This is a genomic window from Allobosea sp. NPDC003192, from assembly GCF_050275675.1.
Classification (GTDB): Bacteria; Pseudomonadota; Alphaproteobacteria; order Rhizobiales; family Beijerinckiaceae; genus Allobosea.
Genome location: NZ_JBNNPK010000005.1, coordinates 127,031 through 151,761, shown reverse-complemented (window position 1 = coordinate 151,761; position 24,731 = coordinate 127,031). Strand labels below are relative to the sequence as shown.

25 protein-coding genes are annotated in these 24,731 nt (G+C 66.8%); 13 read left to right on the top strand and 12 right to left on the bottom strand.

What is annotated here, in order from left to right; translation table 11 throughout:
• Positions 1 to 26: 26 nt before the first annotated feature.
• Positions 27 to 599 carry a DUF1134 domain-containing protein gene (locus tag ACQKLX_RS09210; protein WP_427361279.1) on the bottom strand — a complete coding sequence of 191 codons (573 nt, stop codon included), beginning with the start codon at positions 597 to 599 and terminating at the stop codon, positions 27 to 29.
• Between ACQKLX_RS09210 and ACQKLX_RS09205 the strand changes: the two genes are divergently transcribed.
• The gene (locus tag ACQKLX_RS09205) at positions 591 to 1,301 is read left to right on the top strand and encodes a YHS domain-containing (seleno)protein (RefSeq protein WP_427361278.1); all 711 of its coding nucleotides are present in this window, start codon (positions 591 to 593) and stop codon (positions 1,299 to 1,301) included. The two genes, ACQKLX_RS09210 and ACQKLX_RS09205, sit on opposite strands and share 9 nt — an antisense overlap.
• Before the next feature lie 121 nt (positions 1,302 to 1,422).
• On the opposite strand, the gene ACQKLX_RS09200 is transcribed toward ACQKLX_RS09205, so the two are convergent.
• On the bottom strand, positions 1,423 to 2,265 hold the full coding sequence (locus ACQKLX_RS09200; RefSeq protein ID WP_427361277.1) for a 3'(2'),5'-bisphosphate nucleotidase CysQ family protein: 843 nt from the start codon (positions 2,263 to 2,265) through the stop codon (positions 1,423 to 1,425).
• A 272-nt stretch (positions 2,266 to 2,537) separates the two neighbouring features.
• Between ACQKLX_RS09200 and chpT the strand changes: the two genes are divergently transcribed.
• From chpT to ACQKLX_RS09170, 6 genes are all read left to right on the top strand, one after another.
• On the top strand, positions 2,538 to 3,176 hold the full coding sequence (chpT, locus tag ACQKLX_RS09195) for a histidine phosphotransferase ChpT (RefSeq protein WP_427361276.1): 639 nt from the start codon (positions 2,538 to 2,540) through the stop codon (positions 3,174 to 3,176).
• Between the two features lie 125 nt (positions 3,177 to 3,301).
• Complete coding sequence (locus ACQKLX_RS09190) at positions 3,302 to 5,908, top strand: hybrid sensor histidine kinase/response regulator (RefSeq protein WP_427361275.1); 2,607 nt, start codon at positions 3,302 to 3,304, stop codon at positions 5,906 to 5,908.
• Complete coding sequence (locus tag ACQKLX_RS09185; protein ID WP_427361274.1) at positions 5,905 to 6,408, top strand: chemotaxis protein CheW; 504 nt, start codon at positions 5,905 to 5,907, stop codon at positions 6,406 to 6,408. The genes ACQKLX_RS09190 and ACQKLX_RS09185 overlap by 4 nt, the downstream gene beginning before the upstream one ends.
• A 24-nt stretch (positions 6,409 to 6,432) precedes the next feature.
• Positions 6,433 to 6,798 (top strand): response regulator, encoded by a 366-nt coding sequence (locus ACQKLX_RS09180; RefSeq protein ID WP_057190702.1) that lies wholly within the window; start codon positions 6,433 to 6,435, stop codon positions 6,796 to 6,798.
• A 45-nt stretch (positions 6,799 to 6,843) separates the two neighbouring features.
• Positions 6,844 to 7,962: a chemotaxis-specific protein-glutamate methyltransferase CheB gene (gene cheB / locus ACQKLX_RS09175; RefSeq protein ID WP_427361273.1), complete on the top strand. Its 1,119-nt coding sequence runs from the start codon at positions 6,844 to 6,846 to the stop codon at positions 7,960 to 7,962.
• The gene (locus ACQKLX_RS09170) at positions 7,959 to 8,852 is read left to right on the top strand and encodes a CheR family methyltransferase (protein ID WP_427361272.1); all 894 of its coding nucleotides are present in this window, start codon (positions 7,959 to 7,961) and stop codon (positions 8,850 to 8,852) included. The genes cheB and ACQKLX_RS09170 overlap by 4 nt, the downstream gene beginning before the upstream one ends.
• A gap of 151 nt (positions 8,853 to 9,003) precedes the next feature.
• Here ACQKLX_RS09170 and ctrA read toward each other — a convergent pair whose 3' ends face one another.
• Complete coding sequence (gene ctrA, locus ACQKLX_RS09165) at positions 9,004 to 9,705, bottom strand: response regulator transcription factor CtrA (protein ID WP_291633241.1); 702 nt, start codon at positions 9,703 to 9,705, stop codon at positions 9,004 to 9,006.
• A 342-nt stretch (positions 9,706 to 10,047) separates the two neighbouring features.
• Here ctrA and fliI point away from each other — a divergent pair, with 342 nt between their 5' ends.
• The gene (gene fliI, locus ACQKLX_RS09160; protein ID WP_427361271.1) at positions 10,048 to 11,388 is read left to right on the top strand and encodes a flagellar protein export ATPase FliI; all 1,341 of its coding nucleotides are present in this window, start codon (positions 10,048 to 10,050) and stop codon (positions 11,386 to 11,388) included.
• 2 nt (positions 11,389 to 11,390) lie between these two features.
• On the opposite strand, the gene ACQKLX_RS09155 is transcribed toward fliI, so the two are convergent.
• Together ACQKLX_RS09155 and ACQKLX_RS09150 are read right to left on the bottom strand one after the other, a co-directional pair.
• Entirely contained in the window at positions 11,391 to 11,969 is a 579-nt protein-coding gene (locus ACQKLX_RS09155) for a TlpA disulfide reductase family protein (protein WP_427361270.1), read from the bottom strand.
• A gap of 113 nt (positions 11,970 to 12,082) precedes the next feature.
• Entirely contained in the window at positions 12,083 to 13,285 is a 1,203-nt protein-coding gene (locus tag ACQKLX_RS09150; protein WP_427361269.1) for an MFS transporter, read from the bottom strand.
• A 353-nt stretch (positions 13,286 to 13,638) separates the two neighbouring features.
• Between ACQKLX_RS09150 and fliJ the strand changes: the two genes are divergently transcribed.
• Positions 13,639 to 14,043 carry a flagellar export protein FliJ gene (fliJ, locus tag ACQKLX_RS09145; RefSeq protein ID WP_110488737.1) on the top strand — a complete coding sequence of 135 codons (405 nt, stop codon included), beginning with the start codon at positions 13,639 to 13,641 and terminating at the stop codon, positions 14,041 to 14,043.
• 1 nt (position 14,044) lies between these two features.
• Here the strand turns inward: fliJ and ACQKLX_RS09140 are convergent, their stop codons facing one another.
• The 4 genes from ACQKLX_RS09140 to ACQKLX_RS09125 all read right to left on the bottom strand — a co-directional run bounded on the left by ACQKLX_RS09140 (position 14,045) and on the right by ACQKLX_RS09125 (position 16,747).
• The gene (locus ACQKLX_RS09140) at positions 14,045 to 14,659 is read right to left on the bottom strand and encodes a GNAT family N-acetyltransferase (protein ID WP_427361268.1); all 615 of its coding nucleotides are present in this window, start codon (positions 14,657 to 14,659) and stop codon (positions 14,045 to 14,047) included.
• 59 nt (positions 14,660 to 14,718) lie between these two features.
• The gene (locus ACQKLX_RS09135; protein ID WP_427361267.1) at positions 14,719 to 15,348 is read right to left on the bottom strand and encodes a TetR/AcrR family transcriptional regulator; all 630 of its coding nucleotides are present in this window, start codon (positions 15,346 to 15,348) and stop codon (positions 14,719 to 14,721) included.
• Between the two features lie 329 nt (positions 15,349 to 15,677).
• Complete coding sequence (locus ACQKLX_RS09130; protein ID WP_427361266.1) at positions 15,678 to 15,893, bottom strand: hypothetical protein; 216 nt, start codon at positions 15,891 to 15,893, stop codon at positions 15,678 to 15,680.
• Positions 15,894 to 15,952: 59 nt separating this feature from the next.
• A complete protein-coding gene (locus ACQKLX_RS09125; protein WP_427361265.1) occupies positions 15,953 to 16,747 on the bottom strand; it encodes an NAD(P)H-dependent oxidoreductase in 795 nt (264 codons plus the stop codon).
• Positions 16,748 to 16,839: 92 nt separating this feature from the next.
• Here ACQKLX_RS09125 and ACQKLX_RS09120 point away from each other — a divergent pair, with 92 nt between their 5' ends.
• Positions 16,840 to 17,760: a LysR family transcriptional regulator gene (locus ACQKLX_RS09120; protein WP_427361264.1), complete on the top strand. Its 921-nt coding sequence runs from the start codon at positions 16,840 to 16,842 to the stop codon at positions 17,758 to 17,760.
• 7 nt (positions 17,761 to 17,767) lie between these two features.
• Here the strand turns inward: ACQKLX_RS09120 and gpmI are convergent, their stop codons facing one another.
• Positions 17,768 to 19,282 carry a 2,3-bisphosphoglycerate-independent phosphoglycerate mutase gene (gene gpmI / locus ACQKLX_RS09115; protein WP_427361263.1) on the bottom strand — a complete coding sequence of 505 codons (1,515 nt, stop codon included), beginning with the start codon at positions 19,280 to 19,282 and terminating at the stop codon, positions 17,768 to 17,770.
• Between the two features lie 119 nt (positions 19,283 to 19,401).
• Here gpmI and ACQKLX_RS09110 point away from each other — a divergent pair, with 119 nt between their 5' ends.
• Complete coding sequence (locus tag ACQKLX_RS09110; RefSeq protein ID WP_427361262.1) at positions 19,402 to 20,145, top strand: haloacid dehalogenase type II; 744 nt, start codon at positions 19,402 to 19,404, stop codon at positions 20,143 to 20,145.
• A 24-nt stretch (positions 20,146 to 20,169) separates the two neighbouring features.
• Positions 20,170 to 20,856 carry a glutathione S-transferase family protein gene (locus tag ACQKLX_RS09105; protein ID WP_427361261.1) on the top strand — a complete coding sequence of 229 codons (687 nt, stop codon included), beginning with the start codon at positions 20,170 to 20,172 and terminating at the stop codon, positions 20,854 to 20,856.
• Positions 20,857 to 20,980: 124 nt separating this feature from the next.
• On the opposite strand, the gene ACQKLX_RS09100 is transcribed toward ACQKLX_RS09105, so the two are convergent.
• Positions 20,981 to 21,748: a glucose 1-dehydrogenase gene (locus ACQKLX_RS09100; RefSeq protein WP_427361260.1), complete on the bottom strand. Its 768-nt coding sequence runs from the start codon at positions 21,746 to 21,748 to the stop codon at positions 20,981 to 20,983.
• 134 nt (positions 21,749 to 21,882) lie between these two features.
• Between ACQKLX_RS09100 and ACQKLX_RS09095 the strand changes: the two genes are divergently transcribed.
• Positions 21,883 to 22,917: an L-idonate 5-dehydrogenase gene (locus tag ACQKLX_RS09095; RefSeq protein WP_427361259.1), complete on the top strand. Its 1,035-nt coding sequence runs from the start codon at positions 21,883 to 21,885 to the stop codon at positions 22,915 to 22,917.
• Between the two features lie 4 nt (positions 22,918 to 22,921).
• Here ACQKLX_RS09095 and ACQKLX_RS09090 read toward each other — a convergent pair whose 3' ends face one another.
• Positions 22,922 to 24,673: a sensor domain-containing diguanylate cyclase gene (locus ACQKLX_RS09090; protein WP_427361258.1), complete on the bottom strand. Its 1,752-nt coding sequence runs from the start codon at positions 24,671 to 24,673 to the stop codon at positions 22,922 to 22,924.
• Between the last annotated feature and the right edge of the window lie 58 nt (positions 24,674 to 24,731).

The following is a 24,731-nucleotide window of genomic DNA, read 5'->3' as shown; positions in this document are numbered from 1 at the left end:
AAGGCCAGCAGCCGGCAATTGTCAGGTCAGAATGGGTTCCAGGTCGCCTCGGGCGTGAACTTCAGGTAGCCCAGATTGACGCCGAGCCGCCAGCCGACGCCGGTACGGATCGGCACGATCGTCACCCCCTCGGCCGCCAGCGCGGTAAAGCCGAAGCCACCAACGAAATAGACCGAGCCGTCGACCCCGGCGAAACGCTGGTAGAGCGCGCGCACGCTCGGCAGGTTGTAGACCAGCATCATCGTACGGGCGCCGTCACCGCCGAAATCGAAACCGACCGACGGCCCCTGCCAGTACACCTTGCGGTCGCCGGCATTGCGGGTGAACAGCGTGCCTTCGCCATAGCGCAGACCGCCGACGAAGGCGCCGGACGCCTCCTGGCCGAGCACATAGCCGTTCGGCTCGCCCCAGCGGCGCACGGCTTCCTCGATCGTCAGCGCGAGGCCGCGCGAGACATTGCCGAAGAACTGGTGGCCAGAGGTGACCAGCTCGTTCTGGGAGAAGGAACGCTCGCTCTGCTGAGCGGCAGCGGGACCGGCGGCAAAGCCTGCTCCGAGCAGCATGGCGCTGGCAAGCAGGGCACGGCGGGTATGGTTCATCTCATCGTCTCCAGGCAAGCGCCGGGCATGGGCATTCGGCCTCCTGCCGGGATGGCGTCGACGGCGGACCGCGCGAATCAGCGCGATCACGGTAACCTCCTGGATACGCCGTATGTGTATCCAAGCGGTGAACCGCGGCGCAGGACACGCCGTGACACGACACGAACCAAGGATTGGTTGGCGATGAAGGCCGCAGCAAGGCATGCCGGATCCCTGTTTGCCGGCATCGTGACAGGCTGCGCGCTCCTTGTGTCCGCGGCGACGAGCCGAGCCTCCACCCTCCCCCCGGGCCTGCCGGACCTACCCAATCTCGGCGAGGCCATGCAGCGCGACAACCGCACTGGCTTTGCGCTCTCCGGCTTCGATCCCGTCGCCTATTTCCTGAACGACGCCGCGGTGCCCGGACTGCCCGCCTACGAACTGGTCCATGAAGGGACGGTCTGGCGTTTCGCCAGCGCCGCCAATCGCGACGCCTTCCGCGAGGCGCCGCAGGTCTACACCCCGCGCTTCGGCGGCTTCGACGCCAGCGGCGTGGCAGATGGGCGCGTGGTCGATGCCGATCCGCGCCGCTTCGCGGTCATCGGCTCGCGGCTGTATTTCTTCCGCAGCGACGAGAACCGCCGGCGCTTCCTCACGGAGGCGGCTCTGCAGAAGAAGGCTCAGGAGCGCTGGCCGAGCGTGGCGACCTTGGTCGCACGCTAGATCGCGGTGATTTTGGATCGCACCGATCCAAAATCATAAAGCGTGATCGATTCTAGGGGTTTAGAGCAGGATTTCTGCGAAAAACCGGTTCTCGCTTCTTCGCATCCTGCTCTAGGCTCGCTCAGCAACGACAGGTCGCCGCCTTCTCGATCGCGAGCCGGGCCAGCCGCTCGCAGCCTGCAGCGACGAAGGGAGGGTTGCGGAAATCCCGCTCGACATTGCCATAGAGCGGCTTTTCGCCGTCGAGGGTCAGTACCACGCCGCCGGCAGCGCCGAGGATCGCATCGCCTGCGGCGATGTCCCATTCCATGGTCGGGCCGCCGCGCACATGCAGATCGGCCTCGCCCGAGGCGATCAGCCCGAATTTCACCGCCGACGACACCGGCGCGCCATCCCCCTTTGCAACCGCGGCCGCGACGCCCGCGCTCACCGTATCGCCGTGGAAGCGGCTGACCAGCATCCGCGGCCCTTCCGCCGGCTCGGTCCGGACAAGGGCCTGCCGGGGAGCCCCGAGCGGCTTCGCCTCGGCATCGAGGTCCTGCGAAAAGCTCCGCTCGCCACCATACCAGAGCCGGCCGATGGCAGGCGCGGCGATTGCCCCGGCGAGCGGGCGCCCCTCCCGGATGATAGCAATGGCGACGCAATAGCTGTCGCCTGAAGCGAGGAATTCGCGCGTGCCATCGAGCGGGTCGAGCAGGATGAAGACGGAAGCCGGCGCAACCTCGCCGACGCTCTCCTCGCTGATCACCGGAAAGCCCGGCAGGAGTTCGCCCAGGGCCTGCTTGGCGGCGAAATCGGCGGCGAGGTCGGCGGAGCAGACCGGAGAGCCATCGGCCTTGAGCTTGACGTCGCGCGCCGCCCGCTTCGCCAGCAGCACCGCAGCCGTGCGCCGCGCCGCTTCGCCGAGCGAGCGTGCGAGCCCGTCCCGGTCGGTCAGGCGTGGATCATCGTGAGCGATGGTCATGTCGAACCAGTCTCGCCGGCGCCGAATGCCAGAATCCATCCATGCCGGGCGGCGCCTCCGGCGATATCAATCCGTTAGCTAGTGCATGGGACGCCAAAGTAAAAGCCGGCTCGCCTTCTGGCAGCCATCTTGCCCGGACATGGCGAAGGATATGCACGCCATGGGAGTGTGCCGCCGCTATGGTTAACCAGCTGCAAACCACCCCGGCGCATGCTGCGCCCATCGACATGGGGCGAACGTCGCCCTGATTCTCTTGACCGCAGGACCGGATCATGACCGCCATCTCACTCGAGCCGCTCGATCTGGCCGCGCTTCTCTGCAGCCGCGTCTGCCATGACGTGATCAGCCCGGTCGGCGCCATCGTCAACGCGCTCGAAGTCCTCGAGGAAGACGATCCCTCGATGAAGGAATTCGCGCTCGACCTGATCAAGAAGAGCGCCCGCAACGCCTCCGCCCGGCTGCAATTTGCGCGTCTCGCCTTCGGCGCGGCCGGCTCGGCAGGGGCGATGATCGATCTCGGCGACGCCGGCGCCGTCGCCAACGGCTTCCTCAACGACGAGAAGCTCTCGCTCGATTGGGAAGCGCCGCGCGCTCTCCTGCCCAAGAACCAGGTCAAGCTGGTGCTCAATCTGCTCGTGCTGGCGACGCAGGCAATCCCCCGCGGCGGCAAGATCACCTGCCGCTGCACCGTCACCGGCGAGCAGGGCAGCTTCGCCATCACCGCGACCGGCTCGCATGCGCGCATCCCCGCCCATGTCGAGGACCTGATCGCCGGACGTTCCGAGACCGGCGCCATCGACGCCCACGCCGTCCAGCCGCTCTACACCGGCATGGTCGCCCGCGCCGCCGGAATGAAGATCGCCTTCGCGATCGACGGGGACACCGTCAGCATCGGCGCGGACCCCGCCTGAAGCACCGGAAGAACGCGCCAGACGGATCGGTATTCCGCACGGTTTCCGCTCGCTCTCAACAGATCATAAACCCTTGCACCGCAATATCCGCGGCAGCATCGGTGGCGTGAGTGAGCGGTCCTTGCATGGACGAGTTGCTGCAAGAGTTTCTGGGAGAGACCGGCGAGCATCTCGACATGGTCGATCGCGAGCTCGTCCGTTTCGAGCAGGAGCCGAACAACGGCGATATCCTGCGTAACATCTTCCGGCTCGTCCACACCGTCAAAGGCACCTGCGGCTTCATCGGCCTGCCACGGCTCGAAGCGCTGACACACGCGGCCGAATCCGTCATCGGCCAGTTCCGGGACGGCGCCAGCGTCTCGTCGAGCGCGGTCACCGCGATCCTGGAGACGATCGACCGGATCAAGGAGATCATGGCCGAGCTTGCCGAGAAGGGGCAGGAGCCGCCGGGTCACGACGCCCAGCTGATCGACGAATTGCGCGGCCTGGCGGAACGGGCCAAGCACGAGTTGGCCGCGCGGCAGACGCAGGCCCCGCTCGATCCGGTCGCCGCCTATCTGGCGCGCACGGCCGGGACCCGCTCGGCCGAGATGGCGATGAGCCCCATCGCCGACGAGATGGACCTGGTCTTCCGCACGGCGCCAAGCCCGCTCGACCAGCCCGGCATGGCCCATGGCGAGGCTGGCAGGGATGCGAAGATCGCCGGCCCGGCGACGCTGCGCGTCAATGTCGATACGCTCGAACACCTGATGACCATGGTCTCGGAGCTGGTGCTGACCCGCAACCAGCTGCTCGAGATCTCGCGCCGACAGGAGGATGCCGGCCTGAAGGCGCCGTTGCAGCGGCTCTCCCTCATCACAGCCGAGCTGCAGGACGGCGTGATGAAGACGCGCATGCAGCCGATCGGCAACGCCTGGTCGAAGCTGCCGCGCATCGTTCGCGATCTCTCCACCGATCTCGGCAAGAAGATCGAACTGGTGCTGGAAGGAGCCGAGACAGAGCTCGACCGCCAGTTGCTCGACCTGATCAAGGATCCCCTCATCCACATGGTGCGCAACTGCGCCGACCATGCGATCGAGGAGCCGCAGGAGCGCGCTGCGCTGGGCAAGTCCGAGACCGGTACGATCCGCGTCTCGGCCTATCACGAGGGCGGTTCGGTCACGATCGCGATCTCCGATGACGGCCGCGGCATGGACGTCGCCCGCATCCGCCGCAAGGCGATCCAGCGCGGGCTGGCGACGGAGGCCGAGGCCGAGCGGATGAGCGAGTCGCAGCTCCTGCGCTTCGTCTTCCACCCGGGCTTCTCGACCTCGGATTCCGTCACCGCGATCTCCGGGCGCGGAGTCGGCATGGACGTCGTCAAGGTCAATGTCGACGCGATCGGCGGCATGATCGACATCGCCAGCATCGCCGGCACCGGCACCACGATCACGATCAAGATCCCGCTGACGCTGGCGATCGTCTCGGCCCTCATCGTTGCGACCGAGGGGCAACGCTTCGCCATCCCCCAGGTGGTCGTGCGCGAGCTCGTGCGGGTCAAGGCCGAGGGCGAGCACCGCATCGAGCGCATCAACAACGCTCCCGTGCTGCGCCTGCGCGAGCGGCTGCTGCCGATCATCGCGCTGGCCGGGGTGATGACGAGGACAGCCGACGCCCCGATCGCCGACGACGGCTTCATCGTGGTGACCCAGATCGGCGAGCGCCAGTTCGGCATCCTCGTCGAGGCCGTGTTCCACACCGAGGAGATCGTGGTGAAGCCGATGTCGACGCGCCTGCGTCACATCCCGCTCTTCTCCGGCAACACCATCCTCGGCGACGGCGCCGTGGTGCTGATCGTCGATCCCAACGGCGTGGCGCGCCTCGTCGGCGTGGCGGCGGGACAGGACGAGATCGCCGCGGATGAACCCGTCGAGATGGGCTCTCCGGTCGAACGCACCACGATGCTGGTCTTCCGGGCGAGCAAGGACAAGGTGCAGGCCGTTCCGCTCTCCCTCGTCACCCGTCTCGAGGAGGTCGAAGCCGGGCTGTTCGAGAATGGCGCCGGACGCACTTTGCTCAACTACCGCGGCCGGCTCATGCCGGTGGTTCCGATCGAAGGCTGCGCGCTCCGCCAGACCGGCCTGCAGCCGCTGGTGATCTTCTCGGAAGGCGATTTCAGCATGGCGCTGGCGGTCGACGCCATCGTCGATATCGTCGACGAGGTGCTCGACATCGAGATGCTGGCCATGCCCGAGCATGGGCTGCTCGGCTCGGCGATCATCCGGGGCCGCGCCACCGAGATCCTCGACCTCGCGCATTACCTGCCGAAGGCCAATCCGAACTGGCTGCACCTGCGTCGCGGCGATATGGACGGCCCGCGCGTCCTGCTGATCGAGCCCTCCGAATTCCTGCGCGAGATGCTCGCTCCCGTGCTGAAGGCCGCCGGCCTGCAGATCATCCATGCTGCGGATCCGGCAATGGCGGCCGGTCTAGCTTCGGGCAGTGCCGAATTGAGCGCCATCGTCGTCGACCTCGATCGCGACGCCGAAGCGGCTTTCGCCCTCGCAGCGCGGCTGCGTGCCGAGGACCGGCATGCCGAACTGCGCATCATCGGCCTCACCAGCCTGCCGACCCCGGAGCTGCACGTTGCCGCGGCCCAGGCGCGGTTCGACGAGGTCGTCGCCAAGTTCGATCGGCGCGCGCTGATCGCGGAACTCGCCGAAACCCGTCCCAGATTGAGGCGAGCCGCATGATCGAACCGAATGACGAGAGCAGATCCGGTCTTTCGGCCTTCGAGGACTCGCTCGACTACGTCACCGTGACGGTGGGCGGGCAATTGCTCGGCCTGCCGATCGGGCGCGTGCAGGACGTGTTCATCGCCACGCGCATCACGCCGGTGCCGCTGGCTCCGCAGGAGATCGTCGGCCTGATCAACCTGCGCGGGCGCGTCGTCACCGCGATCTGCATGCGCCGGCGCATGCGCTACGCCGAGACCTACGCCATACCGACCGGCGCCGAGGAGCACGAGCTGACCGCCGTCGGACTCGACCAGGGTGGCGAGGCCTTCGCCCTGATCGTCGACGCGGTCGGCGAGGTGATGCGCCTGAGCCGCACGACCTTCGAGCCCGTGCCGATCCATCTCGATCGCGCCTGGGCGACCATCGCCAAGGGCGTCCACCGCCTCGACGATCGCCTGCTCGTGGTGATCGACGTTGACGCCGTCCTCAATATCGAATTGCCGATCGCCGCCTGACGATCCGCCGCCTGGAGCCATGTCATGAAATATTGCCTCGTCGTCGACGACTCGGCGGTCATCCGCAAGGTCGCCCGCCGCATCCTGGAAGGGCTGCAGTTCCGCATCGCCGAAGCCGAGGACGGCGCGCGCGCCATCGACGCCTGCAAGGGCGAGATGCCGGACGCGATCCTGCTCGACTGGAACATGCCGATCATGGACGGCTACGATTTCCTGCGGAATCTGCGCCAGATGCCGGGCGGCAAGCGGCCCAAGGTGGTGTTCTGCACGACCGAGAACGACATCGCGCATATCGCCCGCGCCATGCATGCCGGCGCCGACGAATACATCATGAAGCCGTTCGACAAGGAGATCGTCGCTTCGAAGTTCCATCAGGTCGGCCTGCTCTAGAGTTGAGCCGCATTCGACAGTCCCGCTCTCCCACCGCTTGCCCCCATGACCGCCACGCCGCATTTCGCCGACCGGCCAGCAGCGCGCCCGAGCACCGTGGTGATCGCCGACGATTCCGTGGTGGTGCGGGGATTGTTCGCGCGCTGGCTCGGCGAGAGCGGCCGCTTCCAGGTCGTCGGCGTCGCGGGTGACGGCGAGGCGGCCATCGAGCATGCCGGGCGCCATCACCCCGACATCATGGTGCTCGACCTCGACATGCCCGTGCTCGACGGGGTGGAAGCCCTGCCCCGGATCGTCAAGGAGAGCCCCCGGACAGCCGTCCTGCTGACCACCACGCTCACCGAGCGCAATGCGCAGCTGGCGCTGCAATGCATGAGCATGGGTGCCGTCGACGTCCTGCCCAAGCCCGATAGCCGTAGCGGCCTGACGCTCTCGCTCGATTTCCGTAGCGAGCTGCTCGCCAAGCTCGGCAGCATCGCCCAGTCCCGCCTCCGCGAGGGCGAGACCGCGCCCGACAGCAGCGCCCCCATCGCGATGCCCAACGGGGTCGCCGACCTGCGCCCGCTGGTCTCGGTGATGCCGCGCTACCTCGTCATCGGCGCCTCGACTGGCGGCCCGCGCGCCGTCGCGCGCGTCCTCGCCGACCTCGGCGATGCTCTCGCCAACCTGACCACGCTGGTCGTCCAGCACATGCCGCCGCTGTTCACCGCCTCCTTCGCCGACCAGATCGCGCAGCAGCTCGGCGTGCCGACGCGCGAACCGCATGACGGCGAGCGGCTCGCCCGCGGTACGATCTATGTAGCGCCGGGCGGGCGCCATCTCGGCATCGAGCGCAAGCTCGGCCATATCGTCGCCAGCATCGGCGACGGTCCGCCAGTCCATTTCTGCCGCCCGGCGGTCGATGTCCTCTTCGCCGAGGCCGCCCGCCATCTCGGCCCGGCCGCGCTCGGCCTGATCATGACCGGCATGGGCAGCGACGGGACCGATGGAGCGACCGCCCTGCGTCGCGCCGGTGCCGCCGTGATCGCCCAGGACGAATCCTCCAGCACTGTCTGGGGCATGCCGGGCTCGGTGGTGCGCGCCAGGCAGGCGAGCGCCGTGCTGCCGCTCGGCGGCATCGGCCCGGCCATTCGCACGTTGGTCGGCGGGAGTCGGCCCGCATGACCGAGTTCGATTTCGACTTCCTGCGTGTGCTGCTGCAGCGCCGCTCCGGCCTCTTCCTCAGCACCGAGAAGCGCTATCTCGTCGAGAGCCGCCTCGGCATGCTTTGCCGCCGCCGCGGCATCGCCAGCATACCGGCCCTGGTCATCCAGCTGCGCACCAGCTCCGCGTCGGAGCTCGAGGCCGCCGTCATCGAGGCGATGACCACCAACGAGACCCTCTTCTTTCGCGACCGCACGCCTTTCGACCTGTTCCGAGACATCGTCCTTCCGGAAAAGCTCGCCGCCAACGGCGAAACCCGGACGCTGCGCATCTGGTGCGCGGCAGTCTCCACGGGCCAGGAAGCCTATTCGCTCGCCATGCTGCTCGACGAGGCCACCGACCGCTTCGCCGGCTGGACGATCGAGATCCTCGGCACCGACATCTCCACCGAAGTGCTGGACCGGGCGCGCCAAGGACTCTACAGCCAGTTCGAGATCCAGCGCGGCCTGCCGATCCAGCTCCTGCTCAAACATTTCCGGCAGGAGGGCGACAAATGGCGGCTCTCCGAGCGCATCCGCGACATGGTCACGCTCAGGCAGCACAACCTGCTCGAGCCGAATCACCAGCTCGGCCAATTCGACGTCATCTTCTGCCGCAACGTGCTGATCTACTTCGACGTCCCGACCAAGGCCCGGGTCATGGCCGCGCTCGCCGAGCGGCTCGCCAGGAACGGCGCCTTCATCCTCGGCGCGGCCGAGACCGTGATCGGCATCACCACGACCCTGGTGCCCGACCCGCAGCATCGCGGCATCTACCGCGACGCCGCCTCGACCGCGCAGGTCCGCCGGCCGCCCTTCCCCGCTACACCCGAGCTCGGCGGTGCGTTTCCGCGGAAGATCGCGCGGCCCTGATCACCCCACGGCCCGCTGGAGTTCTCAAGGCTTTTCGGCCGACAAACAAAAACCCCGCCTCGCGGCGGGGTCCCCGTTCACCTGTCGTGTACATCCGACGATCAGGCGATCTAACCGTTAGGCGTCGATGATGACGCCGTGATGACGCAGATCAAGCCGGGATGCGCTCTTCGGCATCGCTGGGCTCGCGCAGGACGTAGCCGCGGCCCCAGACCGTCTCGATGTAATTCTTGCCGTCAGAGGCGTTGGCGAGCTTCTTGCGCAGCTTGCAGATGAAGACGTCGATGATCTTCAGCTCGGGCTCGTCCATGCCGCCATAGAGGTGGTTCAGGAACATTTCCTTGGTCAGCGTCGTGCCCTTGCGCAGCGAGAGCAGCTCCAGCATCTGGTATTCCTTGCCGGTCAGATGCACGCGCTGGGCATCGACCTCGACGGTCTTGGTGTCGAGGTTGACGACGAGGTCGCCGGTCGTGATCACCGATTGGGCATGGCCCTTCGAGCGGCGCACGATGGCGTGGATGCGGGCGACGAGCTCGTCCTTGTGGAACGGCTTGGTCAGATAGTCGTCGGCGCCGAAGCCGAGGCCCTTCACCTTGTCCTCGATGCCGGCGAGACCGGAGAGAATCAGGATCGGCGTCTTGACCTTGGCGACACGCAGGGAGCGCAGCACCTCGTAGCCCGACATGTCCGGCAGATTCAGGTCGAGCAGGATGATGTCGTAGTCGTAGAGCTTGCCGAGATCGACGCCCTCTTCGCCCAGATCGGTCGTATAGACGTTGAAGCTCTCGGACTTGAGCATCAGCTCGATGCTTTGAGCGGTCGCGCTATCGTCTTCGATCAGCAGAACCCGCATGTCACGTCCCCAATTTCGCCCCGAGGCCAGCGATCCCGTTGAACCACCCAAGACCCTCGTAGTCCTGGGGACGAACGCTTGCCCGATGAAACGCCACGCGACACGCTACGGGGAAATGGTTAACAAACCCTGATTCCCGGGCGCAAGCGCTTCTTGGCAGAAGGTTGACGATCCTTGTCCAGGTGAGTCGAATTTGACACGGATCGTTCGAGCTTCGGCCGCGAAAGCGCCTTTCGCGGAAGCTCGCATCGGGGAAACGGGCGAAAATCGATCGGTTCCACGACGCAGCTTCGAAACGTAGTGTTAATCACTCCGCTTAATGGAAGGTAAACGGCAGGGATCATGAGCGGCACTTCGCCCGGACAGGACCGGTTATCCACACTCGCCACCATGATCGGCGAGCTCGAGGCCACCTCCGTCTATGGCCGAGTCACCGCCGTCCGCGGCCTGCTCGTCGAAGTCTCCGGCCCGATCGCGGCGATGAGCCTTGGCGGGCGCGTCGGCATCGAGATCGCCCCCGACGTCCGCGTCCCCTGCGAGGTCATCGGCTTTTCCGGCGAGAAGGCGCTGGTCATGCCCTATGGCGGGCTCGACGGCGTCCGCCGCGGCTGCCCCGCCTATGTCGACCGCACCATAGCGGGTCTGCGCCCAACCATGGCCTGGCTCGGCCGCGTCGTCGACGCGCTCGGCCGGCCGGTCGACGGCGGCCCGCCCTTGCCGCAGGGCGAGCACACCATCCCCTTCCGCAACGACCCGCCACCGGCCCATGCCCGGCGGCGCGTCGGCCCACCGCTCGATCTCGGCGTGCGCGCCCTCAACACCTTCCTGACCTGCTGTCTCGGCCAGCGCATGGGCATCTTCGCCGGCTCGGGTGTCGGCAAATCGGTACTTTTGTCCATGCTCGCGCGCTATGCGCGGGCGGACGTCAACATCATCGGCCTCGTCGGCGAGCGCGGCCGCGAGGTCCAGGAGTTCCTGCAGGACGATCTCGGTCCGGACGGTCTCGCCCGCTCGATCGTCGTGGTCGCGACCTCGGATGAGCCGGCGCTGATGCGCAAGCAGGCGGCGCTGACCACGCTGACGCTGGCCGAATTCTTCCGCGACCAGGGTCTGCAGGTGATGTGCCTGATGGATTCGGTCACGCGCTTTGCCATGGCGATGCGCGAGATCGGCCTCGCCGCCGGCGAGCCGCCTACGACCAAAGGATATACGCCGACCGTCTTCGCCGAACTGCCACGCCTGCTCGAGCGCGCCGGCCCCGGCACCGGCGACGGCGCGATCACCGGGCTCTTCACCGTGCTGGTCGACGGCGGCGACCATGACGAGCCGGTCGCCGACGCGGTGCGCGGTATCCTCGACGGCCATATCGTGATGGAGCGCTCGATCGCCGAGCGCGGCCGCTACCCGGCGGTCAACATCCTGAAATCGGTGTCGCGCACCATGCCGCGCTCCTGCGATCCGCTTTATTATCCCGTCGTCCAGAAGGCGCGCGCCACGCTCGCGACCTATGCCGACATGGAGGAACTGATTCGGCTCGGCGCCTATCGCCAGGGCGCCTCGGCCGAGGTCGACGAGGCGATCCGGCTCAATCCGGAGCTCGAAGCCTTCCTGAAGCAGGCCAAGGACGAAGCGACCGCCCTCGGCGACGGCTACGCCCGGCTCGCCCGAATCATGGGGATGTGAACTCACAGCCGGCCGACATGGTCGAGCAGCGCCAGCGCCGCTTCTGACGCCCAGTCCGCCTCGCCGAGCATGTAACCGCGCACGCCGCCCCGCCGGTCGATGACGTAGATCACCGGTAGCCCCTCCGCAGTCGAGAGCGGTTGCCCGCCTCCTGCAGCCGCGAGCGCCTTGCCGGCCCGGTCATAGAAGACCGGCAAGCGCCTGACGCCGAGGCGCTTCAGATAATCCCTGACATGCGGAAGCTCGCGCTCATCTGTGCTGATCGAGACGATCTCGACGTTTCGGGCTCGGAAGTCGGCGAGCTGGCGCTCGAAGCGCGGCAAGGTGATTCGACAGACCGGGCACCATGTCGCCCAGAGATAGACGAGGCAGACCTTGCCCGGCACCGACTGGGCGACGGAAGGCTTGCCGTCCAGTCCCTGCAGGGTGAGCGGCGCCATCGGCTCGACCGGATCGAACTCGATGAACTGGTAGCGCGCGGTCCGGAACTGCGGCAGCCGCGTCTGAGCGACCGCCGGCCCCGCGAGCAGTCCGAGCGAGGCTTGCAAGGCGAGGCGGCGGGTCATTGAACAGGACGGCATCAGGTCTTCGGCTCGCATGCGTCGAAACGGCGGCGTGATAGGCCGGCCCGGGCCGTGCCCCTATGCACGATCGCGTCAGTGACGCAGCCGACCTTGTCGTTTCCGAGACGAGGTCAGGCACGCAGCCGCCGCACCAGCATGATCATGGCGAGCAAGGCGAAGCTCTGGATCGCCGCAGACACCACCAGCGTGCCCGATGCACCGAGCCGCTCGACCATCAGCGCGAACAGCAACGGCGCCGCGGCGAAGGTCAGGTTCTGCGGCACGGTCAGGCGGCCCAGCATCGCGCCGAAGCCCGCGCGGCCGAACAAGGCCAGCGGCAGCGTCGCCCGCGCCACGGCGATCACGCCCATCGCGGCGCTGAACAGTATGACGAAGGCGATCGCGAGAGCGCTGGAGCCCGGCGCGACCGCCATCAGCAGGCAGGCCGCCGGCCCGAGCGTCAACCCGGCCAGCGCCACTCGCTCCACGGGAAGGCGCTCGCCCGCCACCGCATCGACAGCCCGGGCGATCATCGTCGCCGGGCCGCTCAGCGAGGCAATCGTCACCGCGGTCGCACCGCTGATCCCCGCGCCCTGCATCAATCCGATGATGTGCAGCGGCAATCCCCAGGAGACGAGGCCGCTTGCCGAGAAGCTCAGCGCCAACAGCCAGAAGATCGGCTGCCGCTCGGCGGGCGGTACCCTGCCCTGCTCCTCGACCGGTACCACCGATGGTCCGGGGTCGGCCAAGGGCTTGGCGCGGTAGGCCGGGATCGCCAGGTGTATCGGCAGCACGATGACGAGCTGGATCGCGGCGAAGACGAAGAGGCAGGCGCGCCAGCCATAATCGGCGCTGAGCCAGGCGGTCAGCGGCCAGAACACGCTGGAGGCGAGCCCGGTCACTAGCATCATCAGCCCGATCACCCGGCGGGTGCGCTCCCCCATCAATTGCGCCACCGTGACATTGCCGGTGTTGGCGAGCTGCATCGCATGGCCGACGCCGATCACGAGCCAGGTCGCGAGATAGCTGATCGGCCCCTGCGCCAGCGCCAGCAGTGCCAGACCCAGCGCCGAGATCACCGCCCCCAGCGCCATCGCCTGCCGCGTGCCGCGCCGATCGAGATGACGTCCGAGCATGGGCGAGATCAGCGCCCCGATCACCAGGAGAATGGTGATGCCGCCGAAGATAGTCGTCGGGCCGAGCCCGATCTCGCGCGCGAGATAGCTCGCCAGAACCGATGGCGAATAATAGATCGAGCCCCAGCCTATGATCCGCGTCAAAGCGAGGCCGGCCAGGAGCAGGCTGTATTCGGGGAGGTGGCGCGAGGCGGGCAAGGACGTGTCCGGCGCGCCGATTTGCGCGCCCCTGTTCTGATTCGCCCGAGACTAGCGTGGTCAGCGCCCGGCCGGCAGGGCCTGGGATGCACCGCTCGCATGCATCGAAAGCGAGCGATCCCGGTAAGGAACGATCAACCTCCTTGCGCCATTGTGCTTTTCGTCTCGCGGAAGTGCTGCGGCGGCGAGCCGAGGGGTCGGCTCATCGCCACACGAGCCGGATCCGATCAGGTTGGACCAACCCGATCGGCGAATCCGTCTCTGAACTGAAGTTGGAGGCCGTTTCACCCGTCGGCTTGCGATGCAAGCGGGCGAGGAGCGGGCTCCGGGCGTAATCAGGAGTTGGGGACGACATGAAGTCGCGAGAGACCCTTTTGCGTCTCAAACGCTTCCAGGTGGACGAGAAGCGCCGCCGGGTGAGCCAGATTGAGATGATGATCGCGGAATTCAACCGGATGGCCGGGGATCTCGATCGCGAGATTCAGAACGAAGAGACGCGCGCCGGCATTTCCGACCCGGCCCATTTCGCCTATCCGACCTATGCCAAGGCGGCCCTCGGTCGTCGCGACAATCTGCGCCAGTCCGCCGACAACCTGCAGGGCCAGCTCGACGAGGCCAAGGGCGAGCTGCAGGAGGCCTTCGAGGACATGAAGAAGGTCGAGATCCTCGACGACCGCGAACGCGCCACCGAGCGTGCCGCCGAGGCGGCCCGCGACCAGGCGATGATGGATTCGATCGGCCTGCGCTCGCGCGCCTGAGCTACTCGATCACCGGACAATGCGGGACGGCGCCACGCGGCATCGCCCCGCCGAGGCGCGGATCGTCGACAACCTCGACGCCGCGCTTGAACGCCGTAAAGCCCGAACGCTGGTAGAACTCGACCGCGCCCTGGTGGTCGAGCGTGCAGGTGTGCACCCAGAAGCGGCCTATCGGGCGCGACCATGCCAGCTCCAGCGCCCGGTTCATCAGCCAGCGCCCGGCGCCTTTGCCGACGACGCTCTCGTCCAGACCGAAAAAGGCGAGCTCGCCCTCGCCAGCTTCCCGGAAATCGAGTTCGAGCAATCCGACATCGCGCCTCGAGAAGCGGACCGCGAAGAACGAGACCGCCGGGTCGGACAGGATCGCCTGGAGCTCCTCGACCGGCTTGACCAGCCGGCTGAACCACATCCAGCGTTCGCCGAGCAGGCGATAGACCGCGAGATAGCGCTGGACGTCCTCGCGCCCGATCTCTTCCAGCGAGAAGCCCTCGACGCCGGGCGGATCGGCCCGACGAGCGGGCGCCGCGAGCATTTCGAGCGAGGTCACGATCGCGGCGATCTTGCCGGCCGGCAGATCGGTGGTGCCGTTCAGGCTGATGGCAAGGGTCTCGGACATGGCTTCCGGTCGGCGGTTGGCGGAGGCAGCCGCGCAGCGCGACCGTATCGCCTCCCCTGCTACTGCCTGGCGCCGATTCCGTCGAGAAGGGTTGCGACAGCCAGCTCGGCGATCTGCTCGCTGCTGGCGCCGCTGGCGCGGCTCCATTCCGGCACGCGGTTGAGACCTCCAAGGAAATACGGCACCAGCAGCCGCAGGTCGTGCGCGGCATCGGCCTCGCCACTGGCGATGCCACCGGCGAAGAGATCGTGCCAGAGCTGTGCGTATTTCTCGCGCATCTTGCGGCTGCGCCGCTTGATGGTCGGCGGCAGGTGCTCGTAGACGTGCATATATTTCTGGTCCTTGCCGACCAGGCTGGCGATATGCACGCCTACCGCCGCCGACAGCCTCTGCGCGAAGGGAGCTTCCTTGGGGAGGTCGCGGATCGTCCCCGCGACCCGCGCATAGAGCGTCTCGATCCCCTGGTTGAGGATCTCCTCGACGATCTCGTCTTTCGACCTGAAGTGATAGTAGAGGCTGCCGGCCTTCATATCGACGAGCGCCGCCACCGCCCGCATCGTGCAGGCATCATAGCCCTCGCGGACGATGATCTCGGCGGCGGCGTCGAGAATCTCGATCCGCATCGGCTTCTGCTTCGCCGTCTCCACTACATCGGCCCCGCCCGGCCGCCTTCCGTTACGCGCTTTCATCCTGGATCCGCCCGTCCCCGGCATCCGCGACGACCCGCCCCCTCCGAATCGATCATGCACCTATCCGGAAGCGCATGATCGCCGTCACTACTTTCCCTTGCGCGAAGGATCAAGGCGACAACCTAGCCGTTCAGGCTGAAATTCCATAGTCATCGCCGAAATTTTAAACCAAACGATAGTTTGATATGACACGAAGCGAGCATTTCGTTTCAGTCTTGAGCATGCTCAGATCATCTAAATCTTTTCGCCCTGCAAGATGTACCTGTGCATAGCCGGCCAGCAGCATAGCCTGCGCCATGTTGACTGCTTGGCCTGCAAGGCTCGATCTTTCAGCGCTTGCCGGATGTCTTTTTTCCCTCATGCTTGCCAGCGGCCAAGCCTTCAGGATCGTTGGGCTCGTAGGGTGCATGCGGCCCTGTCGGATGAGGCGAGCGCGGATTGGGCCCTGCCCGCCGCTGTTCATGCGCACCTGATTGCCCCGGGCGCGGTGCAGTCACGAAAGCGGCAGGCGTGTCGGTCAGGCGGTTGTTGTGCTTGTTCGGCATGGGGAAATCCTCTTGTTCAAGAAAACTGCCCCCTGCCTCACGAGTTCCATTGCACGCTGCTACCCTGCCGTCGCTGCGTCGACATGCAGCCCAAAGCCGCGCGCCTCGGGATCGCCGAGCTCGGGCCGCAGGGTCATCGCCGGGATCAGGTAATCGCCGAAATTCTGGCGACGGTAGCGGATCGGCGCCGTCGTCTCCAAGGTGCGCATGCGCTCGCGTACTTGCTCGGCGGCCCGCTCGAAATCAGCCTCCTTGAACCGGTCGACCCGGTAGACGACATGAGGTGGCAGCACCTCATAGCCGGGATAGTAGAGGACGCCGTGGTTGATCGGGAACAGCAGGTCCTCGATCGGCCCGTTGATGCCGCGCGGCGAGTAATGTTCCTCCCAACCGCCGGCGGTGACGAGCAGCATGGCGCGCTTGCCCGCCAGCGTGCCCTCGCCGAAGCGATTGCCCCAGCGCTTGTCGCTGTGCTCGCCGACGCCGTAGGCGAAACCATAGGCGAAGACCCGGTCGACCCAGCCCTTGAGGATCGCCGGCATCGTGTACCACCACAGCGGGAATTGCAGGATCAGCGTGTCGGCCCAGAGCAGCTTCTCGATCTCGGCCTTGACGTCGGCCGTCAACGTGCCTTCGACGAAAGCCTGCTTCGAGGCGGCGCCGGCGGCGAAGCGTTCGCCCTCCGGCCAGCCCGGAAAATCGGCGCGATCGACCTGTGACTTCCAACCCTCGGCATAGAGATCGCTAACGCGGACCTCATGGCCCTGGGCCTCCAGTTCGGCGATGGCTACGTCGTGCAGCGCGCCGTTGAGAGAACGGCGTTCGGGATGGGCGAAAACGAGCAGGACCTTCATGGCGGAGCCTTTCCGAGAGGATGAGGCTTTCCAGCTAGGCGCTGCGGCGGCCCTGCACTACAACGGGGCAATGGATATGATTATGCCGTTTCATGGATAAATCTGACATCACGCTGGAGCGGATGCGCAGCTTCGTCCGCGTCGCCGAGCGCGGCAGCCTGTCGGCGGTGGCGCGCGAGCTCGGCCTCGGTCAATCCACGGTGACGCGGCAGCTCAACGAGCTCGAGGATGCGCTCGGCATCGCCCTGCTCAGCCGCACCACCCGCCGCGTGACGCTGACCGATGAAGGCAGCCGCTATTATCAGCATTGCCTCGCCATCCTGCGCCTGGTCGAGCAGGCGAGCGACGAGGCCCGCAGCGCCGGTGAGGCCCCTGCCGGCACGGTGCGGCTCTCCTGCACCGCCTCTTTCGGCGTCCTGCATGTCACGCGGCTGCTCTTCGCCTTCCAGGATCGGCACCCTGGGATCGACATCGATCTCAGCCTCAACGACGAGCGCATCGACCTCGTCCGCGAGGGCATCGACATCGCCATCCGCCTCGGCCCTCTCGCCGACAGCACGCTGAAGCTGCGGCCTCTCGGCCGATCGCAGCGGCTGTTCGTCGCTGCGCCGCATTATCTGGCCCGACATGGCACCCCGACCTCGCCGGACGACCTCGCCCGGCATCAGGGCATCCGCATGACCAACGTCGCCGGCAGCGCCACGCTCGCTTTCGCGGGCAAAGCCGGGGAGCAGTACAGCGTACCCTTCGACGGACGGCTGCGGGTCAATCACGGCCTGGCCGTGCGCGAGGCCCTCCTCGCCGGCCGCGGCATCGCCCCCACCCATCGCTGGCTCGTCGACGATCTGCTCGCCTCCGGCCAGCTGGAGCCGATCCTGAGCGGCTACACCCTGTCGAGCGTGCAGCTCAGCATGCTGATCGTCCCCGAGCGGGCGGCAGTCGCCCGCGTCCGCCTGCTGATCGATTTCCTGGCGGCCGAGATCGCCACGCTCCCCGGCATGGCGCCTGCTTGAGCAGGGCTTAGCGCAGCAGCGACTGGCCGGTCATCTCGGCCGGTTGCTCCAGGCCGAGCAGCGCGAGCAGGGTCGGCGAGACATCGGCGAGACGCCCCTCGGCCAAGCCCTTGGCTTGCCCGCCGATCAGCATCACCGGCACCGGGAAGGTGGTGTGCGCGGTATGCGGATTGCCCGTGATGGGATCGACCATCAATTCGGCATTGCCGTGATCGGCAGTGACCAAGAGCGCCCCGCTCTTGGCGAGGATGGCGTCGGCGATCTGGCCGAGGCTCGCATCGATCGTCTCGACCGCCTTGATCGCCGCCGCGAGCACGCCGGTATGGCCGACCATGTCGGGATTGGCGAAATTGAGCACGAAAAGGTCGTACTTGCCGCTCTCGATCGCAGCGACGACCTTGCCGGTCAGCTCCGGCGCCGACATCTCCGGCTGCAGGTCATAGGTCGCGACCTTCGGCGAGGGCGTCATGCTGCGCTCCTCGCCCTCGAACGGCTCCTCGCGTCCGCCATTGAAGAAATAGGTGACGTGCGGGTACTTCTCGGTCTCGGCGAAGCGGATCTGCTTCAGGCCGGCCTTCGACACGGTCTCGCCCAGCCCATTGGCGAGGCTCTGCGGCGCGAACAGCGCCGGCATGATCGGGTCGAGCTCGGAACTGTAGGAGGTCATCCCGACTGCGCCGACGAGCCTGGGCATGCGCGGACGTGGGAAGCCGCTGAATTCGGCGAAGAGCAGCGGCGCCAATATCTCGCGGATGCGGTCGGCGCGGAAATTGAAGCTGAGCAGCCCGTCGCCATCAGCCATGCCGTGATAGCCGCCGATCACCGCCGGCTTGATGAACTCGTCGCTGACATTCGCCGCATAGGCCGCCTCGATCGCCGAGCCGGCGGTCGGCATCCGCTCGCCCTCGCCGAGCGCCAGCGCCTTCCAGGCGAGCTCGACGCGCTCCCAGCGATTGTCGCGATCCATCGCGTAGTAGCGGCCGGACACCGTCGCGACCTTGACCTCAGGCGGCAGCGCGGCTTCCAGCGCCGCGACATACTCGGCCGCCGAGCGCGGCGGCGTATCGCGGCCGTCGGTGAAGACATGGATCATCGCTGGCACGCCGGCGGCGACGACGAGCTTGGCCAGCGCCACGGCATGGTCCTGATGGGCATGGACGCCGCCGGGCGAGACGAGGCCGAGGATATGGCAGGTGCCGCCGCTGGCCTTGAGCCGGCCGATCAGCCCGCTACCGTCGAGTGCCTGCCTCAGGGTGCCGTCGGTGGCAGCCTGGTTGATGCGCGGCAGGTCCTGCATCACGACGCGGCCGGCGCCCAGGTTGAGGTGGCCGACCTCTGAATTGCCCATCTGTCCCGCGGGCAGGCCGACATCGAGGCCCGAGGTGCGCAGGAAGGCGTGCGGCGAGGAGGCCCAGAAGCGGTCGAAATTCGGCGTCTTCGCCAGCAGGACGGCGTTGTTGTCCCTGTCGTCGCGCCAGCCCCAGCCGTCGAGGATCATCAGCATGACGGGGCGGCTGGGCATGCGCTTATCCTGTGCATCTGCGAAAAACTGCTTGTGCGGATATCACGCACCGCGCGGCCAAGGCGAGCGCTAAGAATAACGCCGCAGCGCGCCGAAAGGCTCCGTGGGAGAAAGCAGCCATGCCGATCAAAGCCGTCGTCTTCGATGCCTATGGAACCCTGTTCGACGTGCAGTCGGTCGCCGGCGTCACCGAGGGCGCCTTCCCCGGCCATGGCGAGACGATCACCCAGATCTGGCGGTTGAAGCAGCTCGAATACACCTGGCTGCGCGCCCTGATGGGCCGCTACGAGGATTTCTGGAGCGTGACGCAGGCCTCGCTCGAGTTCACGCTGAGGACGCTCGGGCTAGAGGCGACGCCCGATCTGCTAGCCCGCATCGCCGCGGCCTATGACGCGCTCGCGCTCTATCCGGAAGCGCTGGCCGCACTGCAGGGTCTTGCTCCGGCGCGTCTCGCGATCTTCTCCAATGGCAGCCCGGCCATGCTGACCAATCTTACCCGGCAGGCCGGGATCGACGGGCTGCTGGAGACCGTGATCAGCGTCGACGAGATCAAGACCTACAAGCCCGATCCGCGCGGCTATCGCCTGGTCGAGGAGCGGCTTGGGCTGACAAAAGACGAAATCCTGTTCGTCTCCTCCAACGGCTTCGACATCGCCGGGGCCAAGGCCTACGGCATGACGGTGGCGCGCATCGAGCGTGTAACCTTGCAGGCCCTGCGCGACGAACTCTCAGGCGCAGCGGTAATCGGCCCCAAGAGCCTGTTCAAGGCGCTGCGCATGCAGGAGGAGCAGCTCGGTGCGGGTGCCGATCTCACCATCTCGGCCCTGACCGAACTCGTCCCTTACGTCGCCGCGCGCCGCTGAGCCCGCCTATCCAGGAGACCCAAGATGATCCGCTTCTACTACCACCCCTCGCCCAACCCGGCGAAGATCGCGCTTTTCCTGGAAGAAGCCGGCCTGCCCTATGAGCTCGTGCCCGTCGACACCCGCAAGGGCGACCAGTTCAAGCCCGACTTCCTCGCCATCAACCCGAACGGCAAGACCCCGGCCCTGACCGATGGCGAGGTCAGGATCTTCGACAGCAACGCCATCCTGCTCTACCTCGCCGAGAAGACCGGCCAGTTCCTGCCGCCGGACACGGCCGAAATGCGCGGCCAGATGCTGTCCTGGCTGATGTTCGTCGCCACCGGCATCGGCCCCTATACCGGCCAGTCCGTGCATTTCTCGCGCTTCGCGCCGGAGAAGGTGCCCTATGCCATCAACCGCTATGCCCGCGAGGCCGAACGGCATTGGGGCCTGCTCGACGACCAGCTCGGCAAGCACCGTTACATGCTCGGCGACGACTACACGCTGATCGACATGGCGGTCTGGGGCTGGGCGACGCGGGCGCAGTTCGCTCTCGGCGACGAGGCTTTCGCCAAGCTCGCCAATGTCCGGCGCCATCTCGACGAGATCTCGGCCCGGCCGGCCGCGCAGCGCGCCGTCGCGCTCAAGGACAAGTTTGCCTGGAAGACCGAGGTCGACGACGAGGCGCGGAAGATCCTCTTCCCCCAGAATGCGTTCCTGAAAGGCTAGGCAATGGCGTCATTCTCGGGTGAAGCGAAGCGCAGACCCGAGAATCTCGTGACGAGGAGGCGCCAGCCGGAGCCTCCTCCGGCCTGAAATGCTCGGGTCAAGCCCGAGCATGACGCCTGCTTGTTCACACCACCGCGGTCAGGCCGCCATCGACCATCAGCAGATGGCCGCTGACATAGTCGGAGGCTTCCGAGGACAAGAAGATCGCCGCGCCCGCCAGCTCCTTGGTCTCACCCCAGCGGCCGACCGGGGCGCGGCTCTTGACCCAGTTCGAGAAGGTCTCGTCGGCGAGCAGCGCCTGGTTCAATTCGGTGACGAAATAGCCGGGGCCGATCGCGTTGACCTGGATGTTGTGCTTGCCGAGCTCGGCGGCGAGCCCCTGTGTCATCAGGGCAACCGCTCCCTTCGACGCCGTGTAGGGCACGATGCTCGGCCGGCCGAGCTTGCTCATCACCGAGCCGATATTGACGATCTTGCCGCGATTGCGCGGGGCCATGCGCTTGGCCACCGCCTGGGTGACGTAGAACACCGAGTGCAGGTTCGTCGCCATCAGGAAGTGCCAGTCCTCCGCCGGGAATTCGACGAAGGCGCCGCGCCTCTGCGTGCCGGCATTGTTGACCAGGATATCGATCGGGCCGACCTCGGCCTCGATCTTCGCCACACCCACCTCGACCGCCTTCTGGTCGGTGACGTCGAAAGCGGCGACGGAGGCCTTGTGGCCGGCGGCCGCAATGGCGCTGCGCGCCTTCTCCAGCTTGGCCGCGTCACGCCCGTTCAGCACGACATGGGCGCCCGCGGCGGCGAGGCCTTCGGCGATGGCGAGGCCGATGCCCTGGCCGGAACCGGTGACCAGCGCGATGCGCCCGTCGAGCTTGAACAGATTGAGCGACATCCTATCCTCCCGGGACTTGCCCTGAGCTTACCGCTTGTTAGCGTCTCAAGGGTTGGGTAAGCGCTTTAAAACGATTAGACAACCAGCCAGACGTGTCGCAGCCGCATGGCTGCCGTCCCTTCAGGAGTTCCGCCATGCGCGCCGTCGTGATCCATGCCGAGAAGGATTTGCGCGTCGAGGACGCCGCCGTACCGGAGCTCGGCCCGCTCGGCGTCAAGGTCGCGATCAAGGCTGGTGGCATCTGCGGCTCCGACCTGCACTATTACCTGCATGGCGGCTTCGGCACGATCCGAGTGCGCGAGCCGCTGATCCTCGGTCATGAGATCGCCGGCATCGTCGAAGCAGTCGGCTCCGAGGTCAGCCGGGTCAAGCCGGGCGATCTCGTCGCGGTCAATCCCAGCCGCGCCTGCGGCCGCTGCCGCTATTGCCAGGCCGGCCAGCAGCAGCACTGCCTCGACATGCTGTTCTATGGCAGCGCCATGCGCTTCCCCCATGTCCAGGGTGGCTTCCGCGAGATCCTGGTGATCGAGGAGCGTCAGGCGGTGAAGCTACCCGGCCATGTCGGCGCGGCGCAGGCTGCCTTCGCCGAGCCGCTCGCGGTCTGCCTGCATGCGGTCAAGCGGGCCGGTGCGCTGCTTGGCAAGCGCGTCCTCGTCACCGGCTCCGGGCCGATCGGCGTGCTGACCGTGGTCGCGGCCCGCGCCGCTGGCGCCAGCGAGATCGTTGTCACCGACGTGGTCGACGGTCCGCTGCCGACCGCTCTCAAGATGGGCGCGACCACCGTGATCAACGTCATGGCCGAGCCGGAGCGACTCAAGGCCGACTACGGTGCTGAGAAGGGCGCCTTCGACGTGATGTTCGAATGCTCGGGCAACCAGCATGCGCTGACCGGCGCCTTCGATGCGCTGCGCCCCGGCGCGGTGATCGTCCAGATCGGCGTGGGCGGCAATTTCACCATTCCGATGAACGTGGTCGTCGCCAAGGAATTCGACCTGCGCGGCTCGTTCCGCTTCCACGAGGAGTTCGACTGGGCGGTCGAATTGATCGCGTCCGGCCGCATCGACCTCTCGCCGCTGCTGACCGCCTCGATCCCGATCGAGCGTGCGGTCGAAGCCTTCGACCTCGCCGCCGACAAGTCCAAGGCGATGAAGGTGCAGCTGGCCTTCTGAGGTCTCAGACCACCCGCCGCAACGCCGCGTCGGATTGCAGCTCGTCGATCGCGACGCCGTCGCGGCCGCCATGCTTGACGCGGTAGAGGCCCGAGTCGGCGCGGGCGGCGGCATCGGTCAGGCTGTCCTCAGGCAGCGCCATGGCCGCCCCCAGGCTCGCAGTCATCGGCACGGCACGGCCGTCGCTGAGCATGATCGGCGCCTCGCGCAGCAGCGCCGCGATCTTGTTCGCGACCGTCGCCAGCGATTGCGCCGAGCAATCGCTGATCAGCAGGATGAACTCGTCGCCGCCCCAGCGGGCGCAGGCGTCGTGGCTGCGCAAGGCGGGAAGCATCCGGCGCACGCAGGCAACCAGCACCTCGTCGCCGGCATGGTGGCCATAGTCGTCATTGACCAGCTTGAAACGGTCGAGGTCGACGATGATGAGGCCGCAGATCTTGCCATCGCGCCGAGCCCGGTTCTGCTCGCGCGCGAAAACCTCTTCGAAGCCGCGCCGGTTCAGCACGGAGGTCAGCGGGTCGTGCTGTGCCAGCTTTTCCAGCTTCTGCGTTCGCTCGGCGACCATCGCCTCGAGCCGGCCGGTATTGTCGCCGACGGCCTGGGCCATCTCGTTGAAGGCGCGCGACAGCCGGGCGATCTCGTCATTGCCATCTTCTTTCGCGACAGCGGTGAAGTCGCCGGAGCGGACCCTGGCGACACCTTGCTCGACCCGCGCCAGCCGGTCGAGCACTTTGCGCTTGAACAGGAAGGTCATCAGCCCGGCGACGGCGATAAGGATCGCCACCATCAAGCCGGCGATCGGCGCGAACAGCTTGCGGTCGATGATGGCATCGACATCCATCACCGTGACGTTGAACCAGCCGAGCCGATCGAGGAAGCCGACGCCGACCAGTACCTCATGCCCATCCATCTGCATGAAGCGCGAGAGGACGAGTGCCTCGCCCTTGGCGACGCGCTGCATCATCCCGGCGAGCGCCTTGCGGTCGCCCTCCTCGTCGAGCAGGCGGAAGATCGTCTTCTTCGCCGTGGCATCCTTGGTCAGGCTGTGAAAGTCGACGACGCGCGGATCGCGATGCGCCTGCACCGCGCCCTGCAGGTCGACGAACATGCTCTGCACGCCGGTCTGCGGGAACTCGACGACCTCCTTGATGAACTGCGTCAGGTCGACACCGGTCCCGATCAGGCCGAGGACCTTGCCGTCTTTCTGGATGATGCAGTTGATCCAGACCTTGGTGACCGAGAGCACCTCGTCGCGATTGACGTTGAGATGGCAGCCTTTGCCGAGCGCGCGCGTCTTGAAATACCAGACGTCCTGGGGAGCATCCGGCGAGACCGTGTAGCGCAGCCGATTGTGCTCGTAGCTGTTGTCCTTGTCGTTGAAATAGTAGTGGCCGCTCTTGTCGACCACGGCGAAATAGCTACGATCGGTGAAGGAGAGCCGGTAGTGCTCGAGCTCGGCGAGGCCGCGCTTCGCCTTCTCCGGATCGCTCTCGTCCTGCGCCCATTCGACGATCACCGGAGCGCGCGCCACCGTCTCGGCCAGCGAGACCTCGCGCATCAGCGCTTCCAGCCCGCGATAGCGGTCGAACAGGATCTGCTTCTCGGCGAAGAGCGTGCCGAGCTTCACCACCGTGCCGTTGACCATCCAGAGGAAGATGCCGGAGGCCGGCAGCGCGATCGCGACCAATGTCGCCAGGACGAGCACGAGCACGCGCGCCTTCAGGCCCGAATTGGTCCAGGCGGTCAGCAAACCCATCTCGTCGGCATCTCCCGCGCTCTCCGACATGCTCGGAATCGCGCGGGTGCATGGTGGC